Source organism: Pseudomonas sp. DR 5-09 (assembly GCF_001655595.1).
Taxonomy (GTDB): Bacteria; Pseudomonadota; Gammaproteobacteria; order Pseudomonadales; family Pseudomonadaceae; genus Aquipseudomonas; species Aquipseudomonas pharyngis.
The window spans coordinates 2784272-2807840 of the sequence record NZ_CP011566.1; the positions used below are offsets into that span (position 1 = coordinate 2784272).

General features: G+C 60.7%; 18 protein-coding genes and 2 pseudogenes. 8 read left to right on the plus strand and 12 right to left on the minus strand.

What is annotated here, in order from left to right; all coding sequences use genetic code 11:
* The first annotated feature begins 89 nt into the window (after nucleotides 1-89).
* Nucleotides 90-2216: a TonB-dependent receptor family protein gene (locus PDR5_RS12320; protein ID WP_064595755.1), complete on the plus strand. Its 2127-nt coding sequence runs from the start codon at nucleotides 90-92 to the stop codon at nucleotides 2214-2216.
* 10 nt (nucleotides 2217-2226) lie between these two features.
* Here PDR5_RS12320 and PDR5_RS12325 read toward each other — a convergent pair whose 3' ends face one another.
* From PDR5_RS12325 to PDR5_RS12380, 12 genes are all read right to left on the minus strand, one after another.
* Complete coding sequence (locus tag PDR5_RS12325) at nucleotides 2227-2982, minus strand: ABC transporter ATP-binding protein (RefSeq protein WP_039771128.1); 756 nt, start codon at nucleotides 2980-2982, stop codon at nucleotides 2227-2229.
* Entirely contained in the window at nucleotides 2976-4037 is a 1062-nt protein-coding gene (locus PDR5_RS12330; RefSeq protein ID WP_064595757.1) for a FecCD family ABC transporter permease, read from the minus strand. The genes PDR5_RS12325 and PDR5_RS12330 overlap by 7 nt, the downstream gene beginning before the upstream one ends.
* The gene (locus PDR5_RS12335; protein ID WP_064595759.1) at nucleotides 4034-5221 is read right to left on the minus strand and encodes an ABC transporter substrate-binding protein; all 1188 of its coding nucleotides are present in this window, start codon (nucleotides 5219-5221) and stop codon (nucleotides 4034-4036) included. Before PDR5_RS12335 ends, PDR5_RS12330 begins: the two co-directional genes overlap by 4 nt.
* Nucleotides 5222-5285: 64 nt before the next feature.
* A complete protein-coding gene (locus PDR5_RS12340) occupies nucleotides 5286-7700 on the minus strand; it encodes a TonB-dependent receptor (protein WP_064595761.1) in 2415 nt (804 codons plus the stop codon).
* 93 nt (nucleotides 7701-7793) lie between these two features.
* Complete coding sequence (locus PDR5_RS12345) at nucleotides 7794-8771, minus strand: FecR domain-containing protein (protein WP_064595763.1); 978 nt, start codon at nucleotides 8769-8771, stop codon at nucleotides 7794-7796.
* Nucleotides 8772-9287, minus strand: coding sequence for a sigma-70 family RNA polymerase sigma factor (locus PDR5_RS12350; RefSeq protein ID WP_039771138.1), 516 nt, complete (start codon nucleotides 9285-9287; stop codon nucleotides 8772-8774).
* A gap of 83 nt (nucleotides 9288-9370) precedes the next feature.
* Nucleotides 9371-10555 (minus strand): aminotransferase class V-fold PLP-dependent enzyme, encoded by a 1185-nt coding sequence (locus PDR5_RS12355; protein WP_082934395.1) that lies wholly within the window; start codon nucleotides 10553-10555, stop codon nucleotides 9371-9373.
* Nucleotides 10556-10569: 14 nt separating this feature from the next.
* Complete coding sequence (locus tag PDR5_RS12360; protein WP_064595765.1) at nucleotides 10570-11814, minus strand: MFS transporter; 1245 nt, start codon at nucleotides 11812-11814, stop codon at nucleotides 10570-10572.
* Between the two features lie 13 nt (nucleotides 11815-11827).
* On the minus strand, nucleotides 11828-13681 hold the full coding sequence (locus PDR5_RS12365) for an IucA/IucC family protein (protein WP_064595767.1): 1854 nt from the start codon (nucleotides 13679-13681) through the stop codon (nucleotides 11828-11830).
* 45 nt (nucleotides 13682-13726) lie between these two features.
* Nucleotides 13727-14875, minus strand: coding sequence for an NAD/NADP-dependent octopine/nopaline dehydrogenase family protein (locus tag PDR5_RS12370; protein ID WP_064595769.1), 1149 nt, complete (start codon nucleotides 14873-14875; stop codon nucleotides 13727-13729).
* Between the two features lie 28 nt (nucleotides 14876-14903).
* Complete coding sequence (locus tag PDR5_RS12375; protein ID WP_064595772.1) at nucleotides 14904-15947, minus strand: PLP-dependent cysteine synthase family protein; 1044 nt, start codon at nucleotides 15945-15947, stop codon at nucleotides 14904-14906.
* 14 nt (nucleotides 15948-15961) lie between these two features.
* Nucleotides 15962-17356 (minus strand): Y4yA family PLP-dependent enzyme, encoded by a 1395-nt coding sequence (locus PDR5_RS12380; RefSeq protein ID WP_064595774.1) that lies wholly within the window; start codon nucleotides 17354-17356, stop codon nucleotides 15962-15964.
* Nucleotides 17357-17942: 586 nt separating this feature from the next.
* Between PDR5_RS12380 and PDR5_RS12385 the strand changes: the two genes are divergently transcribed.
* The 7 genes and pseudogenes from PDR5_RS12385 to PDR5_RS12405 all read left to right on the plus strand — a co-directional run bounded on the left by PDR5_RS12385 (nucleotide 17943) and on the right by PDR5_RS12405 (nucleotide 23557).
* Complete coding sequence (locus tag PDR5_RS12385) at nucleotides 17943-18830, plus strand: HpcH/HpaI aldolase/citrate lyase family protein (protein WP_064595776.1); 888 nt, start codon at nucleotides 17943-17945, stop codon at nucleotides 18828-18830.
* Nucleotides 18831-18845: 15 nt separating this feature from the next.
* Nucleotides 18846-19247, plus strand: coding sequence for a ParB N-terminal domain-containing protein (locus PDR5_RS12390; RefSeq protein ID WP_064595778.1), 402 nt, complete (start codon nucleotides 18846-18848; stop codon nucleotides 19245-19247).
* A gap of 160 nt (nucleotides 19248-19407) precedes the next feature.
* On the plus strand, nucleotides 19408-21612 hold the full coding sequence (locus PDR5_RS12395; RefSeq protein ID WP_064595780.1) for a TonB-dependent receptor: 2205 nt from the start codon (nucleotides 19408-19410) through the stop codon (nucleotides 21610-21612).
* A gap of 89 nt (nucleotides 21613-21701) precedes the next feature.
* Complete coding sequence (locus tag PDR5_RS12400; protein WP_064595782.1) at nucleotides 21702-22073, plus strand: hypothetical protein; 372 nt, start codon at nucleotides 21702-21704, stop codon at nucleotides 22071-22073.
* A gap of 11 nt (nucleotides 22074-22084) precedes the next feature.
* Nucleotides 22085-22216: pseudogene (locus tag PDR5_RS30490) on the plus strand (dioxygenase family protein); the annotation flags it as partial.
* Nucleotides 22217-22229: 13 nt separating this feature from the next.
* Nucleotides 22230-22322, plus strand: a pseudogene (locus PDR5_RS30135) (PAAR domain-containing protein); the annotation flags it as partial.
* 182 nt (nucleotides 22323-22504) lie between these two features.
* Nucleotides 22505-23557: an isopenicillin N synthase family dioxygenase gene (locus tag PDR5_RS12405; RefSeq protein ID WP_064595784.1), complete on the plus strand. Its 1053-nt coding sequence runs from the start codon at nucleotides 22505-22507 to the stop codon at nucleotides 23555-23557.
* Nucleotides 23558-23569 lie beyond the last annotated feature (12 nt).

Consider the following 23569-nt stretch of genomic DNA (forward strand, 5'->3'; position numbering starts at 1 on the left):
GACAAAAAACCAAATCGCCATGTGTTTCCTTCGTTCTTTCATGCGTCGCAGTTGTCACTGCCCGTTCCCGCCTGTCTGGAGTTCACCCGATGCCTTCGCTCAAAACCCTGCCCGCTGCCTTGCTGGGGCTGGCCCTTGTCTGTCCGGTCAAGGCGCAATCCCAGTGGCTGGAACTGGGGCAAGTGCTGATCGGGGCCGAGGATCAGAGCGGTGACGATCTGTCGGTGGAAGAGGCGAAGGCTCGTCTGGCCCAGGTGCCGGGTGGCAGCAACGTGGTCGATATGCGCCAGCCATTGCAGGGCCGGGTCGCGAGCAATCAGGATGTGTTGGCGTATCAGCCCGGTGTCTATGCCCAGTCCGCGGGCAACGAAGGGACGAAAATCTCGATCCGTGGCTCGGGCATCAATCGCGCTCCCGGCGCCCACGCCTCGGGGCTGTACACGATGCTCGACGGTTTGCCGCTGACCGGCCCGGGCGGCACGCCTTATGAACTGCTGGAGCCGCTGTGGCTGGATCATGTGGAAGTGCTACGCGGCGCCAACGGTTTTGATCGCGGTGCGCTGGCCCTCGGTGGCGCCGTCGATTACGTCAGCCACACAGGCTATAACGCGCCACTGCTGAATGTGCGTTACGTCATGGGCAGCCACGGTTACGCTCAGCGACAAGTCAGCTCCGGCCAGGTGCTGGGCGATTTCGATTACTACCTGTCGATGACCAACGCGCATTCCGACGGTTATCAGGATCACACCGCGAGCAAGAGCCAGGGTGTGATCGCCAACTTCGGCTATCGCTTCAATCCGAATCTGGAAACCCGCTTCTACATCCGTCACCGCGAGACCGACAACGACCTCGCCGGGCGGGTGACCAAACACTCCATCGAGCACGATCCACGCGCGGCCAACCCGGCCTACGTGACGCGCAACGACAGCCGCGATCAGCCCGGCAGCACCTTCATCGGCAACAAAACCACGTACTACATCGATGACGATTCGAGCATCCAGACCGGTCTGGTTTATCACGATTACCCGATGGACCTGCGCGAAGGCCCCAACCGCCTGAAGGTCGCTTACACCGATGTCAGCGGCACGTTTGACTACAAGCGCCGCGACACGCTCTGGGGGATGGAGAGCAACAGCACCGTGGGCCTGCGAGTCACCAAGCACCTGCCCAACGACGGTGCCAGCGAACGGGTGCGGATTCCCACCGGCAACACCGCCCGCTATGCGCCGGGCACGCACATGCGCAACTTCACTTATCAGGGGTCGGATTCTGTCCTGCACGTGGGCAACGACCTGGAAATCGCCGATGACCTGTGGCTGACCACCGGCCTCGCCGCGATCTACACCCGTCGCGAAAGCGCGGTGACCTACCCTGAGGGTGGCGGCAAGACCAGCCTCGGCGACTGGGATTACGCACCACGTCTGGGCCTGCGCTATCAGGTGACGCCGGACCTGCAACTGTTCGGCAACCTCAGCCGCTCGGTCGAAGCGCCGCATCCGTGGTCGCTGATCTATAGCTCCAACATACGCTTCCCGACCGGCAACGGCGCCGCCACCGGCACCCAGCGCGATCCGGTCAAACTGCAGAACCAGACCGCGACCACCCTGGAACTCGGCGGCCGCGGCGACAGCGCGCTCGGCGAGTGGAGTCTGGCCTGGTACTACGCTCAGGTGCGCCACGAATTGCTTTCGGTGTTGCCGGACGCCAACGCGACCACGCCATACGAACTCAACGCCAGCCCGACCGTGCACCAAGGCGTGGAAGCCAGTCTGCTCAGCAACCTGTGGTCAGCGAACGATGGCGGCAAGTTGAGCCTGCGTCAGGCCTACACCTTCAGCGACTTCCACTACCGCGACGACGACCGCTTCGGCGACAACCGCTTGCCGGGCCTGCCGATGCATTACTACCAGGGCGAACTGCGCTACGACTTTCCACAAGGTTTCTTCGCAGCGGTCAACACGCAACTGGTCTCGAAAACCGCAGTGGATTACGCCAACAGCTATTACGCCGATCCTTACGCCACCTTCGGCGCGACCCTCGGTTACAACGCCCCCAAGGGCGACTGGCAGACCTGGCTGGACATGCGCAACCTGACCGACAAGCACTACGCCGCTACCGTTACGCCGGGCTATGACGATAAAGGACTGGACGCCGCACGCTCCACACCGGGTGAGGGCATGGCGATGTATGTCGGGGTGTCGTGGAGCTTGCTCTGAGGATCCCCCCTCAAACAATGTCATCGATCAGAATATGGTGCTGCCCGCGACTGCATTGTTCGATCCGCGCCTCGACCTTGTAGACCGCGCGCAGCATCGGTTCGGTGATGACTTCATGGCTGGGCCCGCTGCCATGGGCCGTGCCACCCGCGATGACCAGCACCTGATCGGCAAAACGCAGCGCCTGATTCAGGTCGTGGATGGCGATGAACACGATCACTTCGCGACGGCGCGCGAGGGCTTTCATGAAGTTCAAAACCTGAACCTGCCGGTGCATGTCGAGTGCGCTGGTGGGTTCGTCCATCAGCAGGATTTCCGGTTCGCGCACCAGCGTCTGGGCGATTGACACCAATTGCTGCTGGCCGCCGCTCAGCTCACCGAGGTTGCGAAACGACAGTTCGGTGATCCCGAGCGCTTCGAGAATCTCGTCCACCAGTTTCAGTTCATCATCGTGAACCGCCCAGTTGGGCGTCAGTTGCTTGCGCGCCAGCAGCACCGATTCGTACACCGTGAGCCGGGCGCTGGCGTTCAGGCCCTGGGGCATGTAGCTGATGCCTTGAGTGCCTTTTTTCGAGCCTTCCAGAATCACTTCGCCCGGCCCGTCGATCAGCCCGGCCATGCGCTTGAACAGCGTCGATTTGCCTGCCGCGTTGGGGCCGACGACGGCCACGACCTGGCCGCCGGTAAACGTTGCGGTACTGACGCCGGAAATGATCTCGCGCTGACCGTAGCGGGCGCCGAGGTTGTCGAGCCGGATCTTCACCATGAGTTTTTCTTACCGTTGAGAATCAGAGAAATGAAGAACGGCACGCCAATCAGTGACGTGACCACACCGATGGGGAATATCGCACCCGGGATCAGGGTCTTGCTGACCACCGAACTGGCGGACAGGATCAGCGCACCGGTCAGCAACGAGGCCGGCAGGAAAAACCGCTGATCCTCGCCGATCAGCATCCGCGCGATGTGCGGCCCAACCAGCCCGATGAAGCCGATCGTGCCAACGAACGCCACCGGAAACGAAGCGAGCAGGCTGACCATGATCAGCGTCTGGAAACGCAGGCTGCGCACGTTGATGCCGAAACTCGCAGCCTTGTCGTCGCCCAGGCGCAGGGCCGTCATCGCCCACGCACGTTTGGCGAAGATCGGCAGGGTGATGAGGATCACCACGCAGATCACCCCGAGTTTCGGCCACGTGGCCTTGGTCAGGCTGCCCATGGTCCAGAACACCACGGCTGCCACGGCTTGTTCGGTGGCGAAAAACTGCACCAGCGCCAGTAACGCATTGAAGGTAAACACCAGCGCGATGCCGAGCAGCACGATGGTTTCGGCGGTCACGCCACGACGCATGCTCATGAAGTGAATCAACAGCGCCGAGAGCATCGCCATGATGAACGCGTTAAGCGGCACCATGTATTGCGCCGCCAGCGGAAACAGCGCCACGCCGAAGGCCAGCCCCAGCGCCGCGCCGAAACCGGCCGCCGCCGAAATACCGAGGGTGAACGGGCTGGCGAGCGGGTTGTTGAGGATGGTCTGCATCTGCGCCCCGGCGAGCGAAAGCGCCGCGCCGACAGCGACCGCCATCAACGCCACCGGCAGGCGGATGTCCCACATGACCACCCGCACTTGTGCCGATGCGGTTTCCGGCGAGAACAAAGCACCGAGCACTTCGCTGAGGCTGTAACGGGCCGGGCCCAGTGCCAGATCGAGCAACACGCTGAAGATCAGCAGCACGGCCAGCCCTAGCAGAATCAGCCGTTTACGCAGCACCAGCCGCCGGTAGGTGACGCTCTGCACAATCGGTGCTTCGCCCAGCGAACTCATGGCTTGTCCTCGGTTTTTTGCAGGCTGACGAAATAGCCCGGTTCATACGGCACCGGCAGGAAGCGCTCGTGCATCTCGCGAAATTCCGCATCGGGATCAAGATCGGCGAACAGTTCCGGGTGGAACCATTTGGCCAATTGCTGAATGGCCACGAACTGGTAAGGGCTGTTGTAAAACTGGTGCCAGATCGCATGAAACGCCTGAGTGTTCTGCGCCTTGATGCCGGCGTAGGCCGGGCGCTGGGTGTACCAGGCCAGTTTGCGTCGGGCTTCGGTGAGATCCGCGCCCGGGCCGACACCGACCCAATGGCCCCCCGGCGCAAAGGCTTCCCAGTCGGCGCTGGTAACCACCACATGGTCGGGATTGGCGACGATCACTTGCTCAGGGTTCAGTTGCCCAAAGGTGCTCGGAATGATCCGACGGGCGATGTTATTGCCACCGGCCATGTCGACGAACTGACCAAAGTTCTCGTTGCCGAAACTCAGGCAGCAATCATCGGTATAGCCACCGATGCGCTCGATGAACACGTTGGGACGGGCAGGATGGTATTTCTCGATCACGTCGGTGACGCGGTGGATCTGCTGGTTACGAAAATCGATGAACGCTTCGGCGCGCTCTTCCTTGCCGAACAACTTGCCGAACAGACGCATGGTCGGCTCGGTGTTCTGCATGGGGTTGTTGCGAAAGTCGACGTACACCACCGGGATGCCCAGGGCATCGAGTTTCTCGATGTAGCGGGCATCCTCGGTTGCGTGCTGCGCTTCGATGTTGAGGATGATCACGTCAGGCTTCTGCGAGATCGCCTGCTCGATGTCGAAGGTGCCGCTCTCGAAACCGCCGAAGGTCGGGATTTTCGCGATGTCGGGGAATTTGCGCAGGTAGGCGTTATAGGTGTCCGGGTCGGACTGGATCAGGTCCTTGCGCCAGCCGACGATGCGTTCGATAGGGTTCTGCGTATCCAGCGCGGCCACCAGATACAACTGGCGACCTTCACCCAGAATGACCCGGCGCACCGGCAGGTGAACCTTGACCGTGCGGCCCTGCAAGTCAGTCACGGTGCCCAGTGCCGGATCCGCTTCGCCAGCCTGTACGCGGCTTGGCATCAAGGAAGAAATCGACAAACCCAGCAGCCCGGCGAACAGCAGGGCGGCGAAGGTCTGGCGGCGGCGAAAAACATTAACCATGGTGTATGCCTTTGCAAAAGCCGGATCGGACCACGACGCCAGGCGCCGCTCCGGGCCGGACGTTTCAGAAATCGACAGTGGCCGAGAGCAATAAGGTTCGAGGCGCGCCCTGGGAGAACGCGCCATAGGAGGCGACGCCCGACCAGTATTTACGGTCAAACACGTTCTGCACGGTGGCCCGCAAAGTGGTCGGCCGTTCGGCGATGCGAGTGGCGTAGCGCGCGCCGACATCGAAGCGGGTCCAGGCGTCCAGTTGTTGGGTGTTGGCCTGATTGACGTACTGGCTGCCGGTGTAGATCGCGCCGCTGGTCAATGTCAGGCCTTCGACTTGCGGCACGTCCCATTCGGCCCAGAGGTTGGCTTGCACTTCGGGAACCCCGACCGGTTTGTTGCCACGGTTGGCAGCGACACCGGTTCGGGTCAGTTCGCCGTCGAGCAGCGTCACGCCCCCGATCAGGCGTGTGCCTGTTGCAATCTCGCCCGCCATGTTCAGTTCGACGCCCCGGTTGCGCTGTTCGCCATTGACCGAGAACACCCCGGATGCCAGTTCACCGCTGGGCTTTTCAAGCTGGAACAGGGCGATGGTGGACATGAAACGGCCGTAGTCGAGCTTGACCCCGACTTCCTGCTGGCGCGACACATAAGGGGAAAAGATCTCGCCCGCGTTGGCAGCGGCGGACGGCGCGATGTCACCCTTGCTCAGGCCTTCGACGTAGTTGTAGTAGAACGAGACATGGTCCCAGGGCTTGGCGACGATCCCGAACAGCGGCGTGGATTTGCTTTTGTCGTAGGACGTGGTGATTGAGCCGGCCGTGTTGTAGTTATCCGACTTGATGTTCTGCTGGCGCACGCCGAGCGTGACCTGGAGGCGTTCATCGAGCACCGACAGGGTGTCGGCGAGGGCCACGCCCGACAGCTCGCTTTCGGAAACCTTCGGGGTATCCGGCTTGGCGATCGCGGGTTTCGGGCGATCGAGCGGGTGATAGATGTTCGACAGGATCGCCGGGCCGGAAATAATCCCCCGGGACAGGTTATCGCGGTAGCGGGTGACTTGTAGCGCCGTGCTATGACTGATCGGCCCGGTGTCGAACCGCAGCCGCGCACCGGCATCGACGGTGTAGCGCTGGACTTCGAATTTGTAATAGCCGGGGATCGACGAGGTGTCGCCCGCTTCGTTGATGATGGTCGGCGTCTGGTCGGACATGCGCGCGACATCCGATCGGCCACCGCCGGCGTGGGCGAACACTGTCAGGTTGTCGTTGAGGTCGTATTCGCCGCCGAGCAACGCCGATTTGTCGCGGGTTTCCGACCAGCCCCATTCCTGGCTGACGCTGGTGCGGCCGTTGGCTGCGGACGGAATCTCCACGCCGGAGGCAATCAGGAAGGGGCGGGATGCGGCGTCGAAACTCTCTTTCTGATTGATCAGGTCCAGGGTGGTACGCAGGCGTTCGCCCTGGTAGTCGAGGGACATCGCGCCGATACCGACCTCTCGGGATTGCTTGTCGATAGCCGTATCGCCTTGCTGGACGCTGCTGTTGATCCGCACGCCGAAGCGGCGTTCTTCACCGAAGCGTCGGCTGACATCGAGGTGGCCGCCGAGCTGGGTATTCAAGGCGTAACTGGTGGTGAAACGAGTCAGGTCTTCGTCCAGTGAACGCTTGGGTACCACGTTGATCACGCCGCCGACACCGCTGTTGGGCGACATGCCGTAGAGCAGGGCGCCGGGGCCTTTGACCAGTTCGATCCGTTCGGCGTACTCGGTGAACACCCGGTAGTTGGAGGCCACGCCGTACACGCCGTCGAACGCCAGTTCACCGAGGTTGCCTTCGCCGACCGGAAAACCACGGATGAAGAACGAGTCGACAATCCCCCCTGTCTGCCCTGTGGAACGCACCGATGAGTCGCGCTCCAGCAAGTCGCCGACGGTGACAGCCTGCTGGTCCTTGATCAGTGTCGAGGTGTAGCTGCTGACACTGAACGGAGCGTCCATCGCATCGCGGTTGCCCAGAATGCCAAGGCGTCCGCCGCGGGCGACCTGACCGCCCGCAAGCACCGGCGGCAAGCTGTCGGTGCGCGTGTCGATGCCTTCGACCGTGGTGTCCGCCAACGTGACCCGGCGCACTACCAGCGTCCAGGTCCCGTCGCTGCGAGCGACCATCTCCAGGCCACTGCCTTCGAGCAGTCGAGACACCGCTTCCTGCACCGAGTAGCTGCCGGACAATCCAGGGCTGACGAGGCCTTCGGTGATCGACGGCTGAAACGACAAGGCGATACCGGCGTCCACGGCAAAGCTCGAGAGGGTCACGCCAAGCGGGCCGGGCCCGATGTTGTAGGCTCGCACAGTGACCGCGTCCAGCTGCTCCGGCCTGGCTGCCTCGGCGAGGGCGCTGCTGGCCAGGCCCAGCACAACGCTGAGCAACACGCCGCGCATAACGGGCTTTAGCAGACGATCCGCAAGCAAGGGTCGTGCAACGAGCATGAAGGGATGACCCTATGGACGAGGTGGAATGGTTGTTCCTTTCATAGCCAGCCGAGATCAAAAAAAGTATCACCCGTGCGGTGATTTTTTTGCTCAGGCGGGTGAGAGCGTCACCCAGTAACCACTCAAGTGCCCGGAGACGCGCACGGGATAGGTCTGCGCCAGCATGTTCAGCGAGCGTTGGGTATCACTGATGGGAAAGGCCCCGGAAATGCGCAGGTCGGCAATGGCTGGATCGCACCGCACAAAGCCTCGGCGATAGCGCGCCAGTTCGACAACGAAATCCGCCAGCCGCATCTTGTCGGCCATCAGCATGCCCTCGGTCCAGGCGCCAACGTTGCGGTCGGTCGGGTTCAGCGAGCCAAAGGCCTGTGATGAAAAGTCGGTACGTTGCCCGGCGTTGACGATGATCGGCGCGCTCTGTGGGCTGTCGGCCAGCTCGACTTGCACAGCGCCTTCGAGCACTGCGAGTTGGGTGTGCGGCTGCCATTCACGAACGGTGAAGCGCGTGCCCAGCGCCTGCATCCGGCCCTGACGGGTGCTGACCAGAAAAGGTCGAGGCTGCGCGGCGTTGTCCGGCGCAGTCTGCACCAGGATTTCGCCTTCGCGTAAATGGATCAGCCGCTGTCGGGTGTCGAACAGAACGTCGATGGCCGTGTCGGTGTTCAGGGTGAGTTGCGAGCCGTCGGCCAGGGTCAGTTCGCGGCGCTGCCCGACGGCGGTGTGGTAATCGGCGGACCATTGCTGCGACTGCGCCAGTTTCCAGCTGCCCCAACCGGCGGGTATCGCCGCCAGCAGCAAGGCCAGTTTGCCCAGGGCTGCGCGGCGTTCCGGGTTACTCGGGCGATCCAGCGCCGACATCGCCAGCGACGGCGGCAGGCCGCCGAACTTGCTTTGCAGCAACTGCGCGCGGGCCCACGCCCGGTTGCGCTCGGGGCTGCTGACTTTCCAGTACTCCCACTCCGCACGCTCGGTTTCGCTGAGGTCGTTTTCGCTCAGACGCATCAGCCACTCGGCGGCTTCTTCGAGTATTTTCGGATCGAGCGGCGGTTCACTGCGGCGCGTAAGCATTCATTCCACCAGCATCAGGCACTGCACGAAAGCCTGTTTCATGTAGCGCTTGACGGTGATCAGCGAGACGTCCAGCTGCTCGGCAATGTCGGCGTATTTCAAGCCGCCGATCTGCGACAGCAGGAACGCGCGTTTGACCAGTGGCGGCAGGGTGTCGAGCATCGCGTCGATTTCGTGCAGGGTTTCCAGCACCACGAAGCGCAACTCGGGGGAGGGCACTTCCGGTGCGGGCAAATGCGCAAGGGCATCAAGGTAGGCGCGTTCCAGAGCCTTGCGCTGATACCAGTTGATGAGGATGCCTTTCGCCACGCAACTCAGGTAGGCCCGGGGCTGCTCGATGGTCGTGACCTGAGAAGCGAGGATCCGAGTGAAAGTATCCTGCGCCAGATCTGCCGCATCCATGGCGTTACCCAGTTTTTTCTTCAGCGTGGCGTACAGCCAGCCGTGATGGCCGCTGTACAGCGCTTCGATCACGCGCAGATGATTGTCGTTGTTCGCGGGAAGGGTTTCGCTCATGGCTGCAGTGTTTTGCAATTGAGAAGTATTCCCAATGCTAGTTTACAAAGAGCCTGCGACGCAAGCGCGATTCGTATCCGTTTTCAGGCGCGTGGCATTCTCATCAACGCGTCCGCCATGGCATCGATTTCCGCCTCGCTGTTGTAGGCGTGCAGTGATGCCCGGCTGACTTCCAGCAGGTCCCGCTGCTGCATGTCGAGCAGCGTCGAGCGGAAAGTCGAGGTGGTGACATTGACGCGTTTTTCCTGCTGCGCCAGCCATGTCTGGACTTGCGCCGCGCTGGTGCCCTGGCAGGTGAAGGTGACGATGCCTGACTTGACCGCCCCTCGATCCTGCGGTGTCACCCCGGGCAGGTCGGTCAGGCGATTGCGCAAGTGTGCCGACAATCGTTGAATGCGCTGCCACATCGGTTCGATGCCTTGCGCCAGGGCGTAACGGGCCGCCGCCCCCATGCCCAGTTTCGCGGCAACGTTGCATTCCCAGTTTTCAAATCGTCGGGCATCGCCTCGGATCTTGAAGGTATCCGGGGTCAGCAATGAGGCCGCGTGCAGGTCGAGAAACGTCGGTTCGAGGTTTTCGCACAAGGTTTTTTCGACGTAGAGAAACCCCATGCCCCGAGGGCCACGAAGGTATTTGCGGCTGGTGGCCGCCAGCATATGACAGCCGATTTTCTGCACATCGATCGGCATCTGCCCGACGCCCTGGCAGGCATCCAGCAGAAACAGAACCCCGGCCGCGCGGGCGAGGGCGCCGATCTGCTCGATAGGCTGCACGGGGCCGCCGTTGGTGGCGATCACCGGCAGCGACACCAGGGCGACCCGATCATCGCCGAGCATGTCCCGCAGCGCCGGCACTGACACCTGACCCTGTTCGTCGTTAGGAATCACCCTGATCTCGATGCCGCGCTGCTGCTTGAGTTGCAGGTAGGGAATGTAGTTGCCGGCGTATTCGGTGGTCGATGTCAGCACCACATCGCCAGGCCGCAGCGGCAATGAATAGAAGGCCATGTCCCAGGCGCGGGTCGCGTTTTCAATTACCGCGATTTCTTCGGGACGCGCGTTGATCAGTTGGCCGATGGCGTCGTAAACGTCTTCCACTTCCCGGGCCTGTTGCCCGGCGGCTTCGTAACCGCCGATCCGGGTTTCAAGTTGCAAGTGACGGGTCACCGCTTCGATGACTGGATTGGGCATCAGCGCCGCGCCCGCATTGTTGAAGTGAATCAGTTGCTCGACACCAGGGGTGTCGGCGCGCAGTTGTTCAATGTTCAACGAAAACTCCTTGGTCAGTCGCCCGGCGGCATCTGGCTCGGTTGCATGACCATCGGCCGGTAGCGCAAGGCAACGATGGGCATCAGCGCGAGCATGTAGGCGAGGCAGACAAACAGGTAGGTGTACTGCAAACCATAGACCTGGCTGAGTAACCCACCGGCCGAAATGCCGGCGATGGACGCGAATTGCGCAGTGCTTTGGGCAATGCCCAGCACGTAGCCCTGGCGCGAGCTGTCGGCGGTTTTGGAAATCAGGGCCATCAGCACCGGCGTGGTGGCCCCCAGCAATACGCCCCAGATGAAATAGGTACCGACGAACACGATCGGGTTGCGCGTGTAGCCGGCAAGGGCCGTCAGCGCAATACAGCCGAGGACGACATAAGTGATGCGTTGCAGGGTGTCCTGCTGGGTACGGTGCTCGAAGTAACGCGACCACGCGGTTGCCGACAGAATGAAACCCAGCGCCAGCAAGCCATAACACAGCCCGACCACCGAGTTGCTGACCTCGAACACCGAGCTGACGTACAGCGAGAACGACGTCTGCGGCAGCATCCGCGCCAGCAGCAGGATGCCCATGACACCCAGCAGCGACAGCAGGGGCGTGCCTTGCCAGACGCTGGTGTTATGGCTGGCAGGCGCCGCTTTATCAGCGATCGGCGCTTTCTTCACTGGCGGTACATCCGGCAACGTCACGGCTGCGACCACGGTGCAGATGGCGCATAACACAGCGGCGATCATGTTGATCCAGAAGAATGTCGCGTAATCGAGGATCAGTCCGCCGACCACTGCGCCGAGCAACGAGCCGACGTTGGTGGAGATCTGCAGGATCGCGAACAGCCGTGCCCGCCGCGAAGGTGCTTCAATGCTCACGCCGTACGCCTGGGCCGGGGCGATGTAGCCGGCGAAGGCGCCTTGCAGGAAGCGCAGGATCAGGATCACCCAGATGTCACTGCACAGGGCCAGCCCAAGCTGGGTCAATGACAGGCCGGCGAGGGCGCGGATCATCATCAACTTGTGGCCGTAGCGGTCGCCGATACGGCCCCAGAATGCACTGGTCAGAATAATGCCCAGCATCGGCCCGACGTACACGGCGATGCTGGCGAAGCTGAAAAGCGAGTCTGACGAGGTCAGCCCGCGCAGGTGGACAGGCCAGAACGGCCCGCTCATTTCCATCGCGCCCATCGAAATGAGCTGGATCGCGAACAGAAGATAAATCAGGACTCTTACGCGCGAACCCGCGATGGCACCTGCTTGGGTCATGAGTCAGCCTCGGTTATTGAACGACATTGAGCGGGTTGGTCAGCGTGTGCTGAATCCGGTAGTTGGAGTACTGCATCATGTGCATGCGCAGCAACGAACGGGTCGGCCATGGATCATTGAGGAAGGCCTTGCGTTCGACTTCCCATAGATCCGGCGCGACACGCTCGCGCACCGCTGCGAACGCCTGCTCGGTTTCTTCACGCAGAATGTCCCACATCCGGTTGTTGTCCAGCGCGTACTCCTTGGTCAGCCACAGGGCCATTTCATGCAGGTGCGTGAGGAACGCTGCGTCGAGCACGAACATGCGTACCGGCTCGATATCGCCCTCGAACACTGTCGGCAGAATGCCTGGCTGCACGTGCGGTTGCAGGGTGTAGCCACGTCCCTCCAGCAATGGGGCGTAGGTCCTGCCATCGCCGAAATCGCGGATCAGCAGACTACGTGCTTTGCCATCCGGGGAAAACAGCACCATCGTGTTCTGCTGATGCGCCTCAAGCCCGATCCCGTACATCAGGTAGATCGCCACTACCGGATGAGTGACCACTTTGGCGTACTGACGGAACCAGTCTTCCACCTGAGCGGCATTGGCCCGAACGCCGTCGCGCTCGATCAGCTCGGTGAACAGTGGTCGACCGTTGCCCGGCAAGCGAGTGAACAGAGAAGCCACGGTGATCGGCAGACAATCGTCGTTACGCTCAAACGCTTGCTGGCTGGCACGGAACACCACCGACAGATGCCGGCCGGGATGGTCGTCCTGCGTGATCGCGTTCTTGTAGCGCACACCGATCTCTTCCGGGAAGATTTCCAGGCGCTGCCCGAAACCGTTTTCGACCTGGAGGATTTTGCTGATGACGGTGCTGATGCGCGGCCCCATGTGGATCGACTTGGCTTGCAGGCTGCGCAGCTCGCTGGTCATCCACACGGCAATCGGTAACTTGATCAGCGGCGCGCTCTCCTTGAGCACCGGCATCATCGTGCGGTAGGACATGGTCGGCAGGGTCTGGATGTCCGGACCGTCGATGATGAGAATGCCTTCTGCAATTTCCGCCGCAAAGTTTTTCAGCACGTAAGCCTGCAAATGCCATGAGTGAATCGGTAGCGGCAACCACTGGGATTCGTCCAGGCCCTTGTCGTTCAGCGACGCCTTCCATTGCGCCCATTGCGTTGGGAAGTTACTGGCGAACCAGCTGTGGTAATCGCTGACGTGAGGCATGCTTTCGCTTTTCGCCATGTCGGCCCGCAGCGCGGCAATGCGCAGCGGCACCTGGGCGTTGAACTCCGGTGACAGTTGCTCGACTTCCTCATCGCTGAGGCCCGGGCGGGCTTTCCAGGTTGGATAGTAGGGGTGACCTTCCAGCGAGCCCCACTGGTCGAGAAGGATCGCGGCGTCCTTGGTGCTGGCGTGCTGGCGCAGGTAATCGGTCAGGCTGTCGAGGCCCTGTTCCCGGGCGGCGGCGGCCAGTCGAGCGTTCCATTGCTGGCGATGCTGACGCGCGTGGGCGTCGTTCATCAGGCTGTTTTCCATGTCCGACTTGAGCCCGGCGATGCCTTCATCGGTGGGTTCGAAATCGAAGCTGTCGCGCAGCACATCCAGCAGGTCATGATGGGTGTAGATCACCTGGCGTACGCCTTCATCGGTCATCAGGATCACGTCGCCGTCATTGACTACGGTATCGGCCGGGCCCTTGGCGATGTTGGAAAAGAACACATGGGAACGACCGTCTTTCAGCGCGTACGTGGCCTCGTTACCGGCCTCAGAGAAGCGCAGGCCCGCGCGATCCAGAATGTTTTCGGCAAACAGGCAACGGATCATCCGTCGCAGGGCGTTCTTGCGGGAGTAGGCGATGAGTGTTTTGAAGTCATCCATATCAGCTATCTGCTCGTCGAGAAATTAATGAAAAGTTGAACCCGCTCACGCCGTGCGCGGCCAATGGCGGGGGAAGTAGTCGAGCGCCGAGTCGCGCAGGCCCTGCATATAGGAAACGCTCCATTGCAGGACTTCTTCGATGTAGGGGACTTTCAGTTCGAAGCGCCGGGCCATTTCCACCAGCAGCACGAGGCCGTAGGCAACGTCTTCGTTGAAGGCGCGGCTTTCGCGCTCGATCACGTAGCCGGCGCGGTTGTCGTCGGCCGGAATCATTGGCGCGAGGATGTCGTTGTAGGCCTGGTTGGTGCGCAGGATCGACAGCATGCTGCTCTGATCGCGGATCTGCTCGCCATAGGCCTCGACGATTTCCTGCTTGAGGGATTTGACCGATGACAGGTCGATGCCCATGCGCTGGCTGATCACGCTGCACAGTTCCTGACTTTCCTGATCCATGCGCTCCAGAAAATAGGCGCCCAGCTCGGGGCATTCGGTCCACCAGCACATTCGTTGCGGGAAGATCTTGCGATGCCATTGGCCGTAAGGACCGATCAAACCGTAGATCACCGAGCTGTGCATGATCGGGTTGCCCGGTGTCAGGGTGATTTCCAGGTAGTGGTCGAGCATCGTCACGCAGGGGCCATAAAGCGTGATGAGGATTTTTTCCAGGTGCAGCCGTGATTGCGCTGATTCCCGGTCGTGCAACGCGACATACAACTGGCTCTTGCCGCCGCCCATCTTGACCGACACGCCCGGCTTCAGATCGAACGCGGTATGCGGCACATCCTTCATGCCCCAGATCACCACGTTCGAGTGTTCGCCCAGCGAAGCTTCCGCCAGCCAGTCGAAGCCGCAGAAACCCGGGATTGCGCCGACGTACACCGGTTTGCCTGAACTCAAATGCGGTGCGATGGCTTGCAGGGTTTGCGGTCGTGCGTGGGCCGGAACCGTAATGATCACGATGTCAGCGTCGGCAACTACAACACTCGCATCGCTGCTGACCTGGTCCGGTCGCGCGCTCAGCGTCGAGCCGTCCGGCATCAGCGCCAGCATCGGCAGATTGGCGAGGTGACGATCAACCACCTCTTGATTATTGGTGAGTATCGAAACGTGAACATTGGGCAACTGTTTAAACAGGATGGCATTCAGATGCCCGGTCCGGCCTGCGCCGCAAATGGTGACTTTCAGCGGTTTCATACAGAGACTTTCCTGTGTGGGAGACGCGTCAGGCGACGCTCAATTGCAAGGGAGTAGCGTCGGATTCCAGCCAGCGGGTCTTGCCCAGCCAGCGATCCAGTTGCGGTGCGACGTCCGGGTCCAGCAGATCCCGCTCTTGCAGCCATTTGTCGTCGAACACGGTGTGCAAGTACTTCTCGCCGCCGTCGGCAATCGGCACCACAACGTTGCCGGTCAACGTGCCTTTGTGAATCAGCTCCAGCGCCTTGAAGATCGCTCCGCCGGTCGAACCGCCGACCAGCAGGGCCAGATTGCGTGCGATGTAGCGGGCGGTTTCGAAGGCCTGGGAATCGGTGACCTGCAAGCCCAGGTCGATGCAGCTGTAGTCGAGCACCAGGCCAACGGTGTCGCCGGCAGGCGTGCCGGTTCCCGATTGGTAATAGGGATAGCCGGGATGGCCGAAGACGATGGAACCGGCCGGTTCGACGGCGACGGTAACGATGTCCGGGTTGTGCAGTTTCAGGCCACGGGCAATGCCGGTCATCGAGCCGCCGGTGCCGACGCAACCGACGTAGGCGCCAATGTGGCCACCGGCCTGGGCGATGGTTTCACGCACGAAGTCGCTGTAGCCGCCAGCGTTGGCCGCGTTGTCGGACTGGTTCATGAACACCGCGCCGGGGATCTGCGAAGCCAGTTCGGCCGCCAACCGTTGACGCTCGACCACGGCCACTTCGTCTTCGCGGTAAGTGCCGGCGACAAAACGGATTTCGGCGCCCAGAGCCTTCATCACCGCGATCTTGTCCTGCGCCGCATGGTGATCGACCACCGCAATGAAATGCAGGTCGAACTCCACGGCTGCCATCGCCAGGCCGATGCCGGTATTGCCGGAGGACGATTCCACGACCACACCACCGGGTTTCAACTTTCCGGACTTGAGCGCCGCCAATACCATGTTGCGCGCCATACGGTCTTTAATGCTGCCGCCGGGGTTGTTCTTCTCTATCTTGAGCAAAAGTCGAGCGTTGCTATCCGGAACATCAATGCCCAACATTGGTGTATTGCCAATAAGATCCGAAACTTTATTCAGTATCATCTGGACGTCTTCCCTTAATAGTCAGGTGTGAATGCGTAGTTACCTTCCGTACAACAAGTCGCCATCAGTCGCCGTGGCAACGGGTGGCGATGAAATTCGTTTTCCAGCAAGTCCATCTGATAACCGGCGGTATTGGCGTAGATCAATAAATCGCCGGTTTGCGGTGTTGTTTCGAAGTTGATCAATCGATGAGTAATCACATCATCGTCCAGGCAACTATGCCCGGCGATGTAGGCTTGCATCGGAACGTGTCTCGATTCTTTCGAAGTGATCAGGATTGGATCGACAAGGTATTCAGATGAAAACCAGGTTTCGCACGCGCTGAAACTGCTGCCTTCGGCGAATATCACAACTTTGTTGTCGGCCAATTGTTTGGTGCGCGTTACGCGAAAGACGGTGACCGCTGCTTGATCCACCAGACTTCGGCCGGGCTCCAGTGCCAGTTTTATATTCTGACTCTTCAAGTAACCGGCAATTGTTTTTTCCGGGGAATGCTCCGACGCCAGGAATAAGTCCAACCACTGGCAAGCCGTCAGACTGCTGCCATAAGGATAAAAAGAGTTGGGTACTCGACGATTCTGATAATGACCAGGGTTGTTGTCGTTCTGCAAAAAACTGTCGTACTCCTGCGGGTCGACATAGCGCATCGGCAGGCCACCACCGATGTCGATCATGACCGGGTCGAGGCCCATTTCCCTGGCGGCATCGAAAAAACCGGTCACTTCACGGAAAGCCTGCACCCGGGTTTCGTAGCCGTATCCGCCGAGGTGGAAATGGAACCCTTCGAAGTGCAACGACTCACGATGTTCCGTCAGCCATTGCAGGCACTGAAACACGTCATCGGCGCCCATGCCGAAGCGGCTCGCCGGGCAACTTGTCGGCCTGTAACGCAGTAGAACTCGGGCTTTGGCCGGTGCCGGCGTAGTGTCAAGCAGCGCTTTTAGCTGGCTGAACTCTTCCCGTGAGTCCACACAAATCAGCGAACCGCCTTGCACCAGCGCTTGATGAAACGCGGTCGTCTTCGCCGGCCCGGTTGCGCACAGATGTTCCGCTTCGGTCCCGGCGCGCAGCGCAGCTTGCAGTTCAAACAGGCTCGATACGTCAGTGCCGATGCCTGACGACGCAGCCGCAGCCAGCAGGCACTGGGACTTGTTGGCTTTGGCGCCGTAGAAAATCGCGTAGTCGACGTCATGCTTTTTCAGCACCGATTGCAGCGCCTGGGCATTGGCCTCAAAGGCATGTGGCCACACGAGATTCAGCGGCGATCCGTGTTGTTTAACAAGCTCAACAAGTTTCCCAGGTGAATGTTGAAGAAAGTTTTCGATAACAGGATCAAGTAACGGTTTCAGCACTTTTGTGTACTGAGCTACAGTTGTTTCTTTAATGGGCGGCGCAATTAATTCAGGCATAGAAAACCTCTGGCGTAAATAATCGCCATATGTATGTTGCGTGTTCTTGCTGCTCGTCAGATACGAATGTTTAAAAAGGTGGAGGCGGATGACAGATCCGCTCTGGAATTAAACAAGGGGCATGTTCTTTCATAAAATTTTCACAAATCTGTTTCATGAGAACCCCACTCCTTAAGGCTCAGGCAGGCAAGGAGAAGGCCAATAAAATATGGCCTTGTCGCTTTTGAAGTGCCATTGCCTGACATGTAAGTGACATCATTGCGCCGAACTTTCCGTGAACAAAATCGCAGGTCTTGATTTGAGTCTCGACCCTGTCAGCGGCTCGAACAATATTGCGAACGGGAACGATTATCAAGTAAGGTTTTCAAATATTTTTGAATGAACACACACAACAGGGGAGTGCGAAGCCGCTTATTCGCATGCTCAAGTAAGCGCTCGCGTATTGATTAAAAATTCTCTTAACGCCTTGTTATTCAAGGTGTTGACGATTGATTCAATGCGCCTGAAATCAACCCGGTTTTTCCCCTGTAACAGGTGTTCGAATTTTTTTTAAACCCACGACTGAAGCACGCTCAGGAGAGTCCCGATGACTGTTCGTCACAGCACCAACGCTACGCTTCCCATCAGCTACCTGTTCGTTCCCGGCAACCGCCCGGAGCGTTTTTCCAAAGCGGTCGAAGCCGGGCCGGACGCGATCATTCTCGACCTCGAAGATGCCGTTCATCCGAACAGCAAAGCCGTGGCCCGGGCGGCGATCTGGGCCTGGCAACAGAGCACGCCTGAAACCGCCTGCCGGCGTTACATCCGGCTGAACAGCGTCGGCAGTTCGCTGTTTCGCCAGGACATGACGTGGCTGGGCGATATGCGCTACCCCGAGCGCTGCGCGGGGATTTTCCTGCCCAAGGCCGAATGCCCGCAGAGCCTGTCCCATGTCGTCGGGCGCCTGCTGGAATGGAACCCAGAGCTGCAGATCGTCGCCATCATCGAGACCGCCAAGGGCTTGCATCAGGTCGAGGCGATTGCGGCGATTCCCGGGTTGGCGCGGCTGGCATTCGGTTCGCTGGATTTTTCCCTGGACATCGATTGCAGCCAGATTCCCGAAGCGTTTCTGTTCGCCCGCAATCGCATCGTGCTGGCTTCGCGGGTGGCCGGGTTACCGGCGCCGATCGATGGCGTGACCCCGGCCATCAGCGACATGGAGGTGGTCGAGCGCGACTCGCGTTACGCCCGGTCGCTGGGGTTCGGCGCCAAGCTGTGTATCCATCCTTCGCAAATCACCACGGTGCAGAAAGCCTTCCTGCCCAACGCCCGCCAACTGGCGTGGGCGGATCGGGTCCTGAGCGCGGTGGCCGGGGGCAGTCACGCGGTGCAGGTCGACGGCGAAATGGTCGATCTGCCGCTCATCGAACAGGCCCAGCGCCTGCGGGACATGGCCAGCCAGTACGCGCTGCTCGCCAACGCGGATGCCTGCTGAAACCGGGGGTGAAGCATGGGACATGGTTACCAGATTGCCTTGCGTGCGCTGTGCGACGTGCGGCAATCCGAGCAGGTCGATCCGCTCAACGTGCAACGTCTGCGCGAGGCGATCATCCAGGCCGGGCATTGGCTGGAACCGATCATCGTCGAGCGTTCCCGGGGCATCGTGATGGACGGCAACCACCGGTTCAACGCAGCGCGGGCACTGGGGTTGAAACGCGTGCCGTGCATCCAGCTCGACTACGCCGACCCACGGGTTTGTGTGCGCCACTGGCAAACCGGACAAGCGTTCGAAGTTGCGCAGATTTTCACCACCATCGAGCGTGGCGAATTGTTCCCGTACAAGACCACCCGCCACGCGTTCGACCCCGCGCTGCCGTTGGTCTCCATCCCGCTGCACTGCCTGTATGACTGACCGGCGTCGGAGGGTGGGTTTCACTGTCCCATCCTCCGGCGTTTTCCCCTGCGGGCGATCCGCGCAAAAAAATATTCGGCCACGCTGATACTTTTTCGATTGTCGACTGGCAAATAGGAGTCATTACCATTTTCAGCCATTCGAGAAGGACCCAATCGTCATGTCTGTTGCACGCCGACCCTGCAGTGAACGCGCCCTCACACTGGCCATTCGCACCGCGATGCTGAGTTCTATCCTGGCCGCAGGAAGCGCCACTGCCTGGGCAGCAGACCCCAAGCAACCCGAGCAACAGGACGCCGCCGCCACCGAAGGGCTGACGCTGGACACCACCAACGTCAACGCCCGTTACAACGGCGCAACCGCATTGCCGGAAGTCCTCGCCGGCGGGCAGGTCGCCCGAGGCGCAAGGCTGGGGATGATGGGCAACAAAGACGTGATGGACACGCCGTTCAGCGTGACCAGCTACACCGCCAAAACCCTCGCGGATCTGCAAACGGTCACCGTGGCTGATGCACTGGAGCGCGACCCATCGGTGCGCTCGACCGGGCAGACCGGTGGGATCGTCGATTCGTTTTTCATCCGGGGATTTGCGATAGGCGAGGGCAACCTCGGCGAGCTGGCCTATGACGGTGTGTACGGCGTTGCGCCCAACTATCGCGTGTTCACCGAATACGCCGAGCGCGTCGAAGTGCTCAAGGGTCCAGGCGCGCTGATGTACGGGATTTCGCCCAACAGTGGCGTCGGCGGCGTGATCAACATCGTACCCAAACGGCCGCTGGCCGAAGACCTGACCCGCTTCACCGGCAGTTACGCGTCGGACTCGCAAGTGGGCGGGCACCTGGACATCAGTCGGCGTTTCGGTGACGAAAACCAGTTCGGCGTACGTTTCAATGGCAGCCTCCAGGGCGGCGACACTGCGGTGGATGATCAGGAGAGGGACCTCAACATCGGTGCCATCGCCCTCGACTACCAGGGCGAGCGCTTGCGTCTGAACCTGGATTTCATCAGCCAGAAAGAGAGCTTCGAGGCGGCGTCGCGCCCGTTCACCATCGCACCGGGCGTCGAGATTCCATCGGCGCCCAACGGCCGCACCAACCTGCCGCAGGACTGGGGCTGGTCGGACACCAAGGAGCAGTCGGCCTTGCTCGGCGGCGAGTACGACCTCAACGATAATCTGACGGTATTCGCCCACGCCGGCGGTGGCCGCTCCGACGTCAAGCGCATGTCCGACCAGGTGCCGCGAATCCTCAACGACGCCGGCGACACCAGCAACATCCCCGGCTACTACAAATTCAACGTCGACCGTTCGACGGCCGATGTGGGCATGCGTGCGCTGTTCGCCACCGGCCCGGTCACCCACACGACCACGATCATGGCGACCCGTTATCAGGACGAGTTGTCCCGTGGCATCAACAACGGCACAGAGATCCGCTCGAACATCTACCACCCGGTGGATGTGCCGAAGCAGTACATCAATTCGCCGAAAGTGCTGCGCGTTTCCGAATCGGAACTGTCCGGCATCGCGTTGACCGACACCCTGGGCTTTCTCGATGACCGGATCCAGTTGACCCTCGGCGTGCGCCGTCAGGACATCGAATCGCGTAACTACAACGCTTCGGGTGCGGTCAGCTCCCGTTACGACGACAACGCGACGACGCCGTTGGCAGGCGTGGTGGTCAAACCGTGGGAAGACGTTTCGCTGTACTACAACTACGTCGAAGGCCTGAGCAAAGGTGATATCGCTCCGGGCACTGCAGCAAACTCCGGCGAAACCTTCGCACCCTACAAGTCCAAGCAGCACGAAATCGGCGTGAAGTACGAACACGGCACGTTCATGACCACCCTGGCGCTGTTCCAGATCGAGAAGCCGAGCGGCGAAATCGGCGCCGGCAACGTGTTCTCGGTGCAAGCCGAACAACGTAACCGTGGTGTCGAGCTGAGCATGTTCGGTGAAGTCGCGCCGGGCACCCGCCTGATGGGCGGCGTGACCTTGCTCGATGGCGAACTGACGGATTCGGCCACCGCCGCCAACCGTGGCAACAAACCGGTGGGCGTGCCGGATGTCCAGGCCAACCTCTGGGCCGAGTGGGATACACCGTGGGTCGAAGGTTTCACCCTGACCGGCGGCGCGATCTACACCGACAGCCAATACGTCAATCAGGCCAACACCCAGGAACTGCCTTCCTGGACCCGCATCGACGCCGGCGCTCGCTACGCCACCAAGATCGAAGGTCGGCCAACGACATTCCGCGCCACGGTGCAGAACGTGTTTGATCGCGAGTACTGGTCGGGTGTGGCGTCCTATGGCGCGTTCTCCCCGGGCTACCCACGCACGTTGCAGTTGTCGGCGACCGTCGACTTCTGATCCGGGGGCGCACTGTCGGGTGCGCCTTCTTCTATATAGAGCTACGCACAGCGGTTGATCATAGAGCCTTCAAGGAAAGGAGTATTCGAATGTTAACCAGCCCGGCATCGACTTCCTCTGGTACGCCATTGCCGATCCCGAAAGTCCAGCGAGCCTTCGATTTTGAGCGCAGCACCAACGAGCATATCCGTGAGCTGCTGCATTATTACGGGCTGCGCACCAGCCTGATCCGGATCAAGGTGATCGATGCCTTGCTGGTTGCCACACGGGAAGGACGCGCCGTTGGCGGGCGCGGGGTGCATGGGTATCTGCAGGCATTTGTCAGGGGCATTCAGTTCATCAGCGTCAGGGAAGTGCTCAAGCGTTTGTGCGAGGAGGGCGTCATCGTGTTTCAGCCCGACAAAAGCTACCGTTTCACCGGCGAGGCCTATGCGATGCTGGAGCAGCATGCCGATCGCTGAGTGATCGGGTGTGCCGGCCAGATCAAACCACCTGTTCGCAGGTGGTTTTTTCGTTGGGGGCCGTCAATTCTGATTCGCGCAAACACGGTCAGCGCCCGGCTCATATTCACTTCTTCATTTCCGCACCGGGGCAGCAGCACCTATACCACCTATACCGTCGATGGCACGCCCATTGCGCTGGGTGGGATGAAAACTGCGTGTGGGGCGGCGCTTATCGCCAGCGGCCCGAAAGGCGTGGTGGTCAGCTGAGTCCCGTAGTCAGACAGACCTAAGCTAATGCAAAAAAGATATTTGTTCGGTTTTTTTAATATCGTTTAGTTTTGTTTCATAGACGAACCAAAAGCATCAAACCGACAGACCCCCGATTGCCATGACGGCACACGCTGAATCGATCACGGACTCTTCAGGTTTGATTCACACGGGAGTGAATCATGCCGCACACCTCAGACATCACCGCATTACCCATCCTCGACCTGTCCCAGCTCGACGGTACGCCGTCGCAACGCCAGGCATTTCTTGATGACTTGCGCCATGCCGCCCGCGATGTGGGTTTTTTCTACCTGACCGGCCATGGCATCGACGCCGGCCTGCTCGATCAAGTGCAGGACCACGCGCGCCAGTTCTTCGCCTTGCCTGACAGCGAGAAAACCGCTGTCGGCATGATCAATTCGCCGCACTTTCGCGGCTACAACCGCGCCGCTTCCGAGATCACCCGTGGCCAGCCCGATCAGCGTGAGCAATTCGATCTGGGCGCCGAGCGTGAGGTCTTGCCGTTGAACGCCGACAGTCCGTTGTGGGCGCGGCTGCAAGGGCCGAATCAATGGCCTAAGGCGTTGCCGCAACTCAAGCCGCTGTTGCTCGACTGGCAGCAGGCGATGACCCAAATGTCGCTGCGCCTGCTGCGCGCATTCGCTCAGGCGCTGTCCTTGCCGGAAGACGCTTTTGACCGGTTGTACGGCGACAAACCCAACGAACACATCAAGCTGATGCGCTATCCGGGGCAAGCCTCGACGGCGAGCAATCAGGGCGTCGGCGCGCACAAGGATTCGGGTTTTCTCAGCTTCCTGCTGCAAGACCAGCAGGCCGGTCTGCAAGTGGAAATCGAAGAGGGGCGCTGGATCGATGCGCTGCCTCGGGACAACACCTTGGTGGTGAACATCGGCGAATTGCTGGAGCTGGCCACCAACGGTTATCTGCGCGCCACGGTGCATCGTGTGGTGTCGCCGCCGGTGGGCAGCGAGCGCTTGTCCATCGCGTTTTTCCTCGGCGCGCAACTGGATGCAGTGGTGCCGCTTTATCCCTTGCCGACGGCGCTGTTGCGTGAGGCGCGCGGCCCGGCGAGTGATCCGCTCAATCCGTTGTTCCGTGATGTCGGCTGGAATTACCTGAAGGGCCGACTGCGCTCCCATCCCGATGTCGCGCAGCGCTTTTACGCCGACGCGTCGAACACCCAGACACCGCTGCGCAAGACCGCCAACGCCTGATCCATCACTCGT

Coding starts and splice junctions, on each gene's coding strand:
- PDR5_RS12320 (WP_064595755.1), top strand. CDS start 90: ATGCCTTCGCTCAAAACCCTGCCCGCTGCCTTGCTGGGGCTGGCCCTT.
- PDR5_RS12325 (WP_039771128.1), bottom strand. CDS start 2,982: ATGGTGAAGATCCGGCTCGACAACCTCGGCGCCCGCTACGGTCAGCGC.
- PDR5_RS12330 (WP_064595757.1), bottom strand. CDS start 4,037: ATGAGTTCGCTGGGCGAAGCACCGATTGTGCAGAGCGTCACCTACCGG.
- PDR5_RS12335 (WP_064595759.1), bottom strand. CDS start 5,221: ATGGTTAATGTTTTTCGCCGCCGCCAGACCTTCGCCGCCCTGCTGTTC.
- PDR5_RS12340 (WP_064595761.1), bottom strand. CDS start 7,700: ATGCTCGTTGCACGACCCTTGCTTGCGGATCGTCTGCTAAAGCCCGTT.
- PDR5_RS12345 (WP_064595763.1), bottom strand. CDS start 8,771: ATGCTTACGCGCCGCAGTGAACCGCCGCTCGATCCGAAAATACTCGAA.
- PDR5_RS12350 (WP_039771138.1), bottom strand. CDS start 9,287: ATGAGCGAAACCCTTCCCGCGAACAACGACAATCATCTGCGCGTGATC.
- PDR5_RS12360 (WP_064595765.1), bottom strand. CDS start 11,814: ATGACCCAAGCAGGTGCCATCGCGGGTTCGCGCGTAAGAGTCCTGATT.
- PDR5_RS12365 (WP_064595767.1), bottom strand. CDS start 13,681: ATGGATGACTTCAAAACACTCATCGCCTACTCCCGCAAGAACGCCCTG.
- PDR5_RS12370 (WP_064595769.1), bottom strand. CDS start 14,875: ATGAAACCGCTGAAAGTCACCATTTGCGGCGCAGGCCGGACCGGGCAT.
- PDR5_RS12375 (WP_064595772.1), bottom strand. CDS start 15,947: ATGATACTGAATAAAGTTTCGGATCTTATTGGCAATACACCAATGTTG.
- PDR5_RS12380 (WP_064595774.1), bottom strand. CDS start 17,356: ATGCCTGAATTAATTGCGCCGCCCATTAAAGAAACAACTGTAGCTCAG.
- PDR5_RS12385 (WP_064595776.1), top strand. CDS start 17,943: ATGACTGTTCGTCACAGCACCAACGCTACGCTTCCCATCAGCTACCTG.
- PDR5_RS12390 (WP_064595778.1), top strand. CDS start 18,846: ATGGGACATGGTTACCAGATTGCCTTGCGTGCGCTGTGCGACGTGCGG.
- PDR5_RS12395 (WP_064595780.1), top strand. CDS start 19,408: ATGTCTGTTGCACGCCGACCCTGCAGTGAACGCGCCCTCACACTGGCC.
- PDR5_RS12400 (WP_064595782.1), top strand. CDS start 21,702: ATGTTAACCAGCCCGGCATCGACTTCCTCTGGTACGCCATTGCCGATC.
- PDR5_RS12405 (WP_064595784.1), top strand. CDS start 22,505: ATGCCGCACACCTCAGACATCACCGCATTACCCATCCTCGACCTGTCC.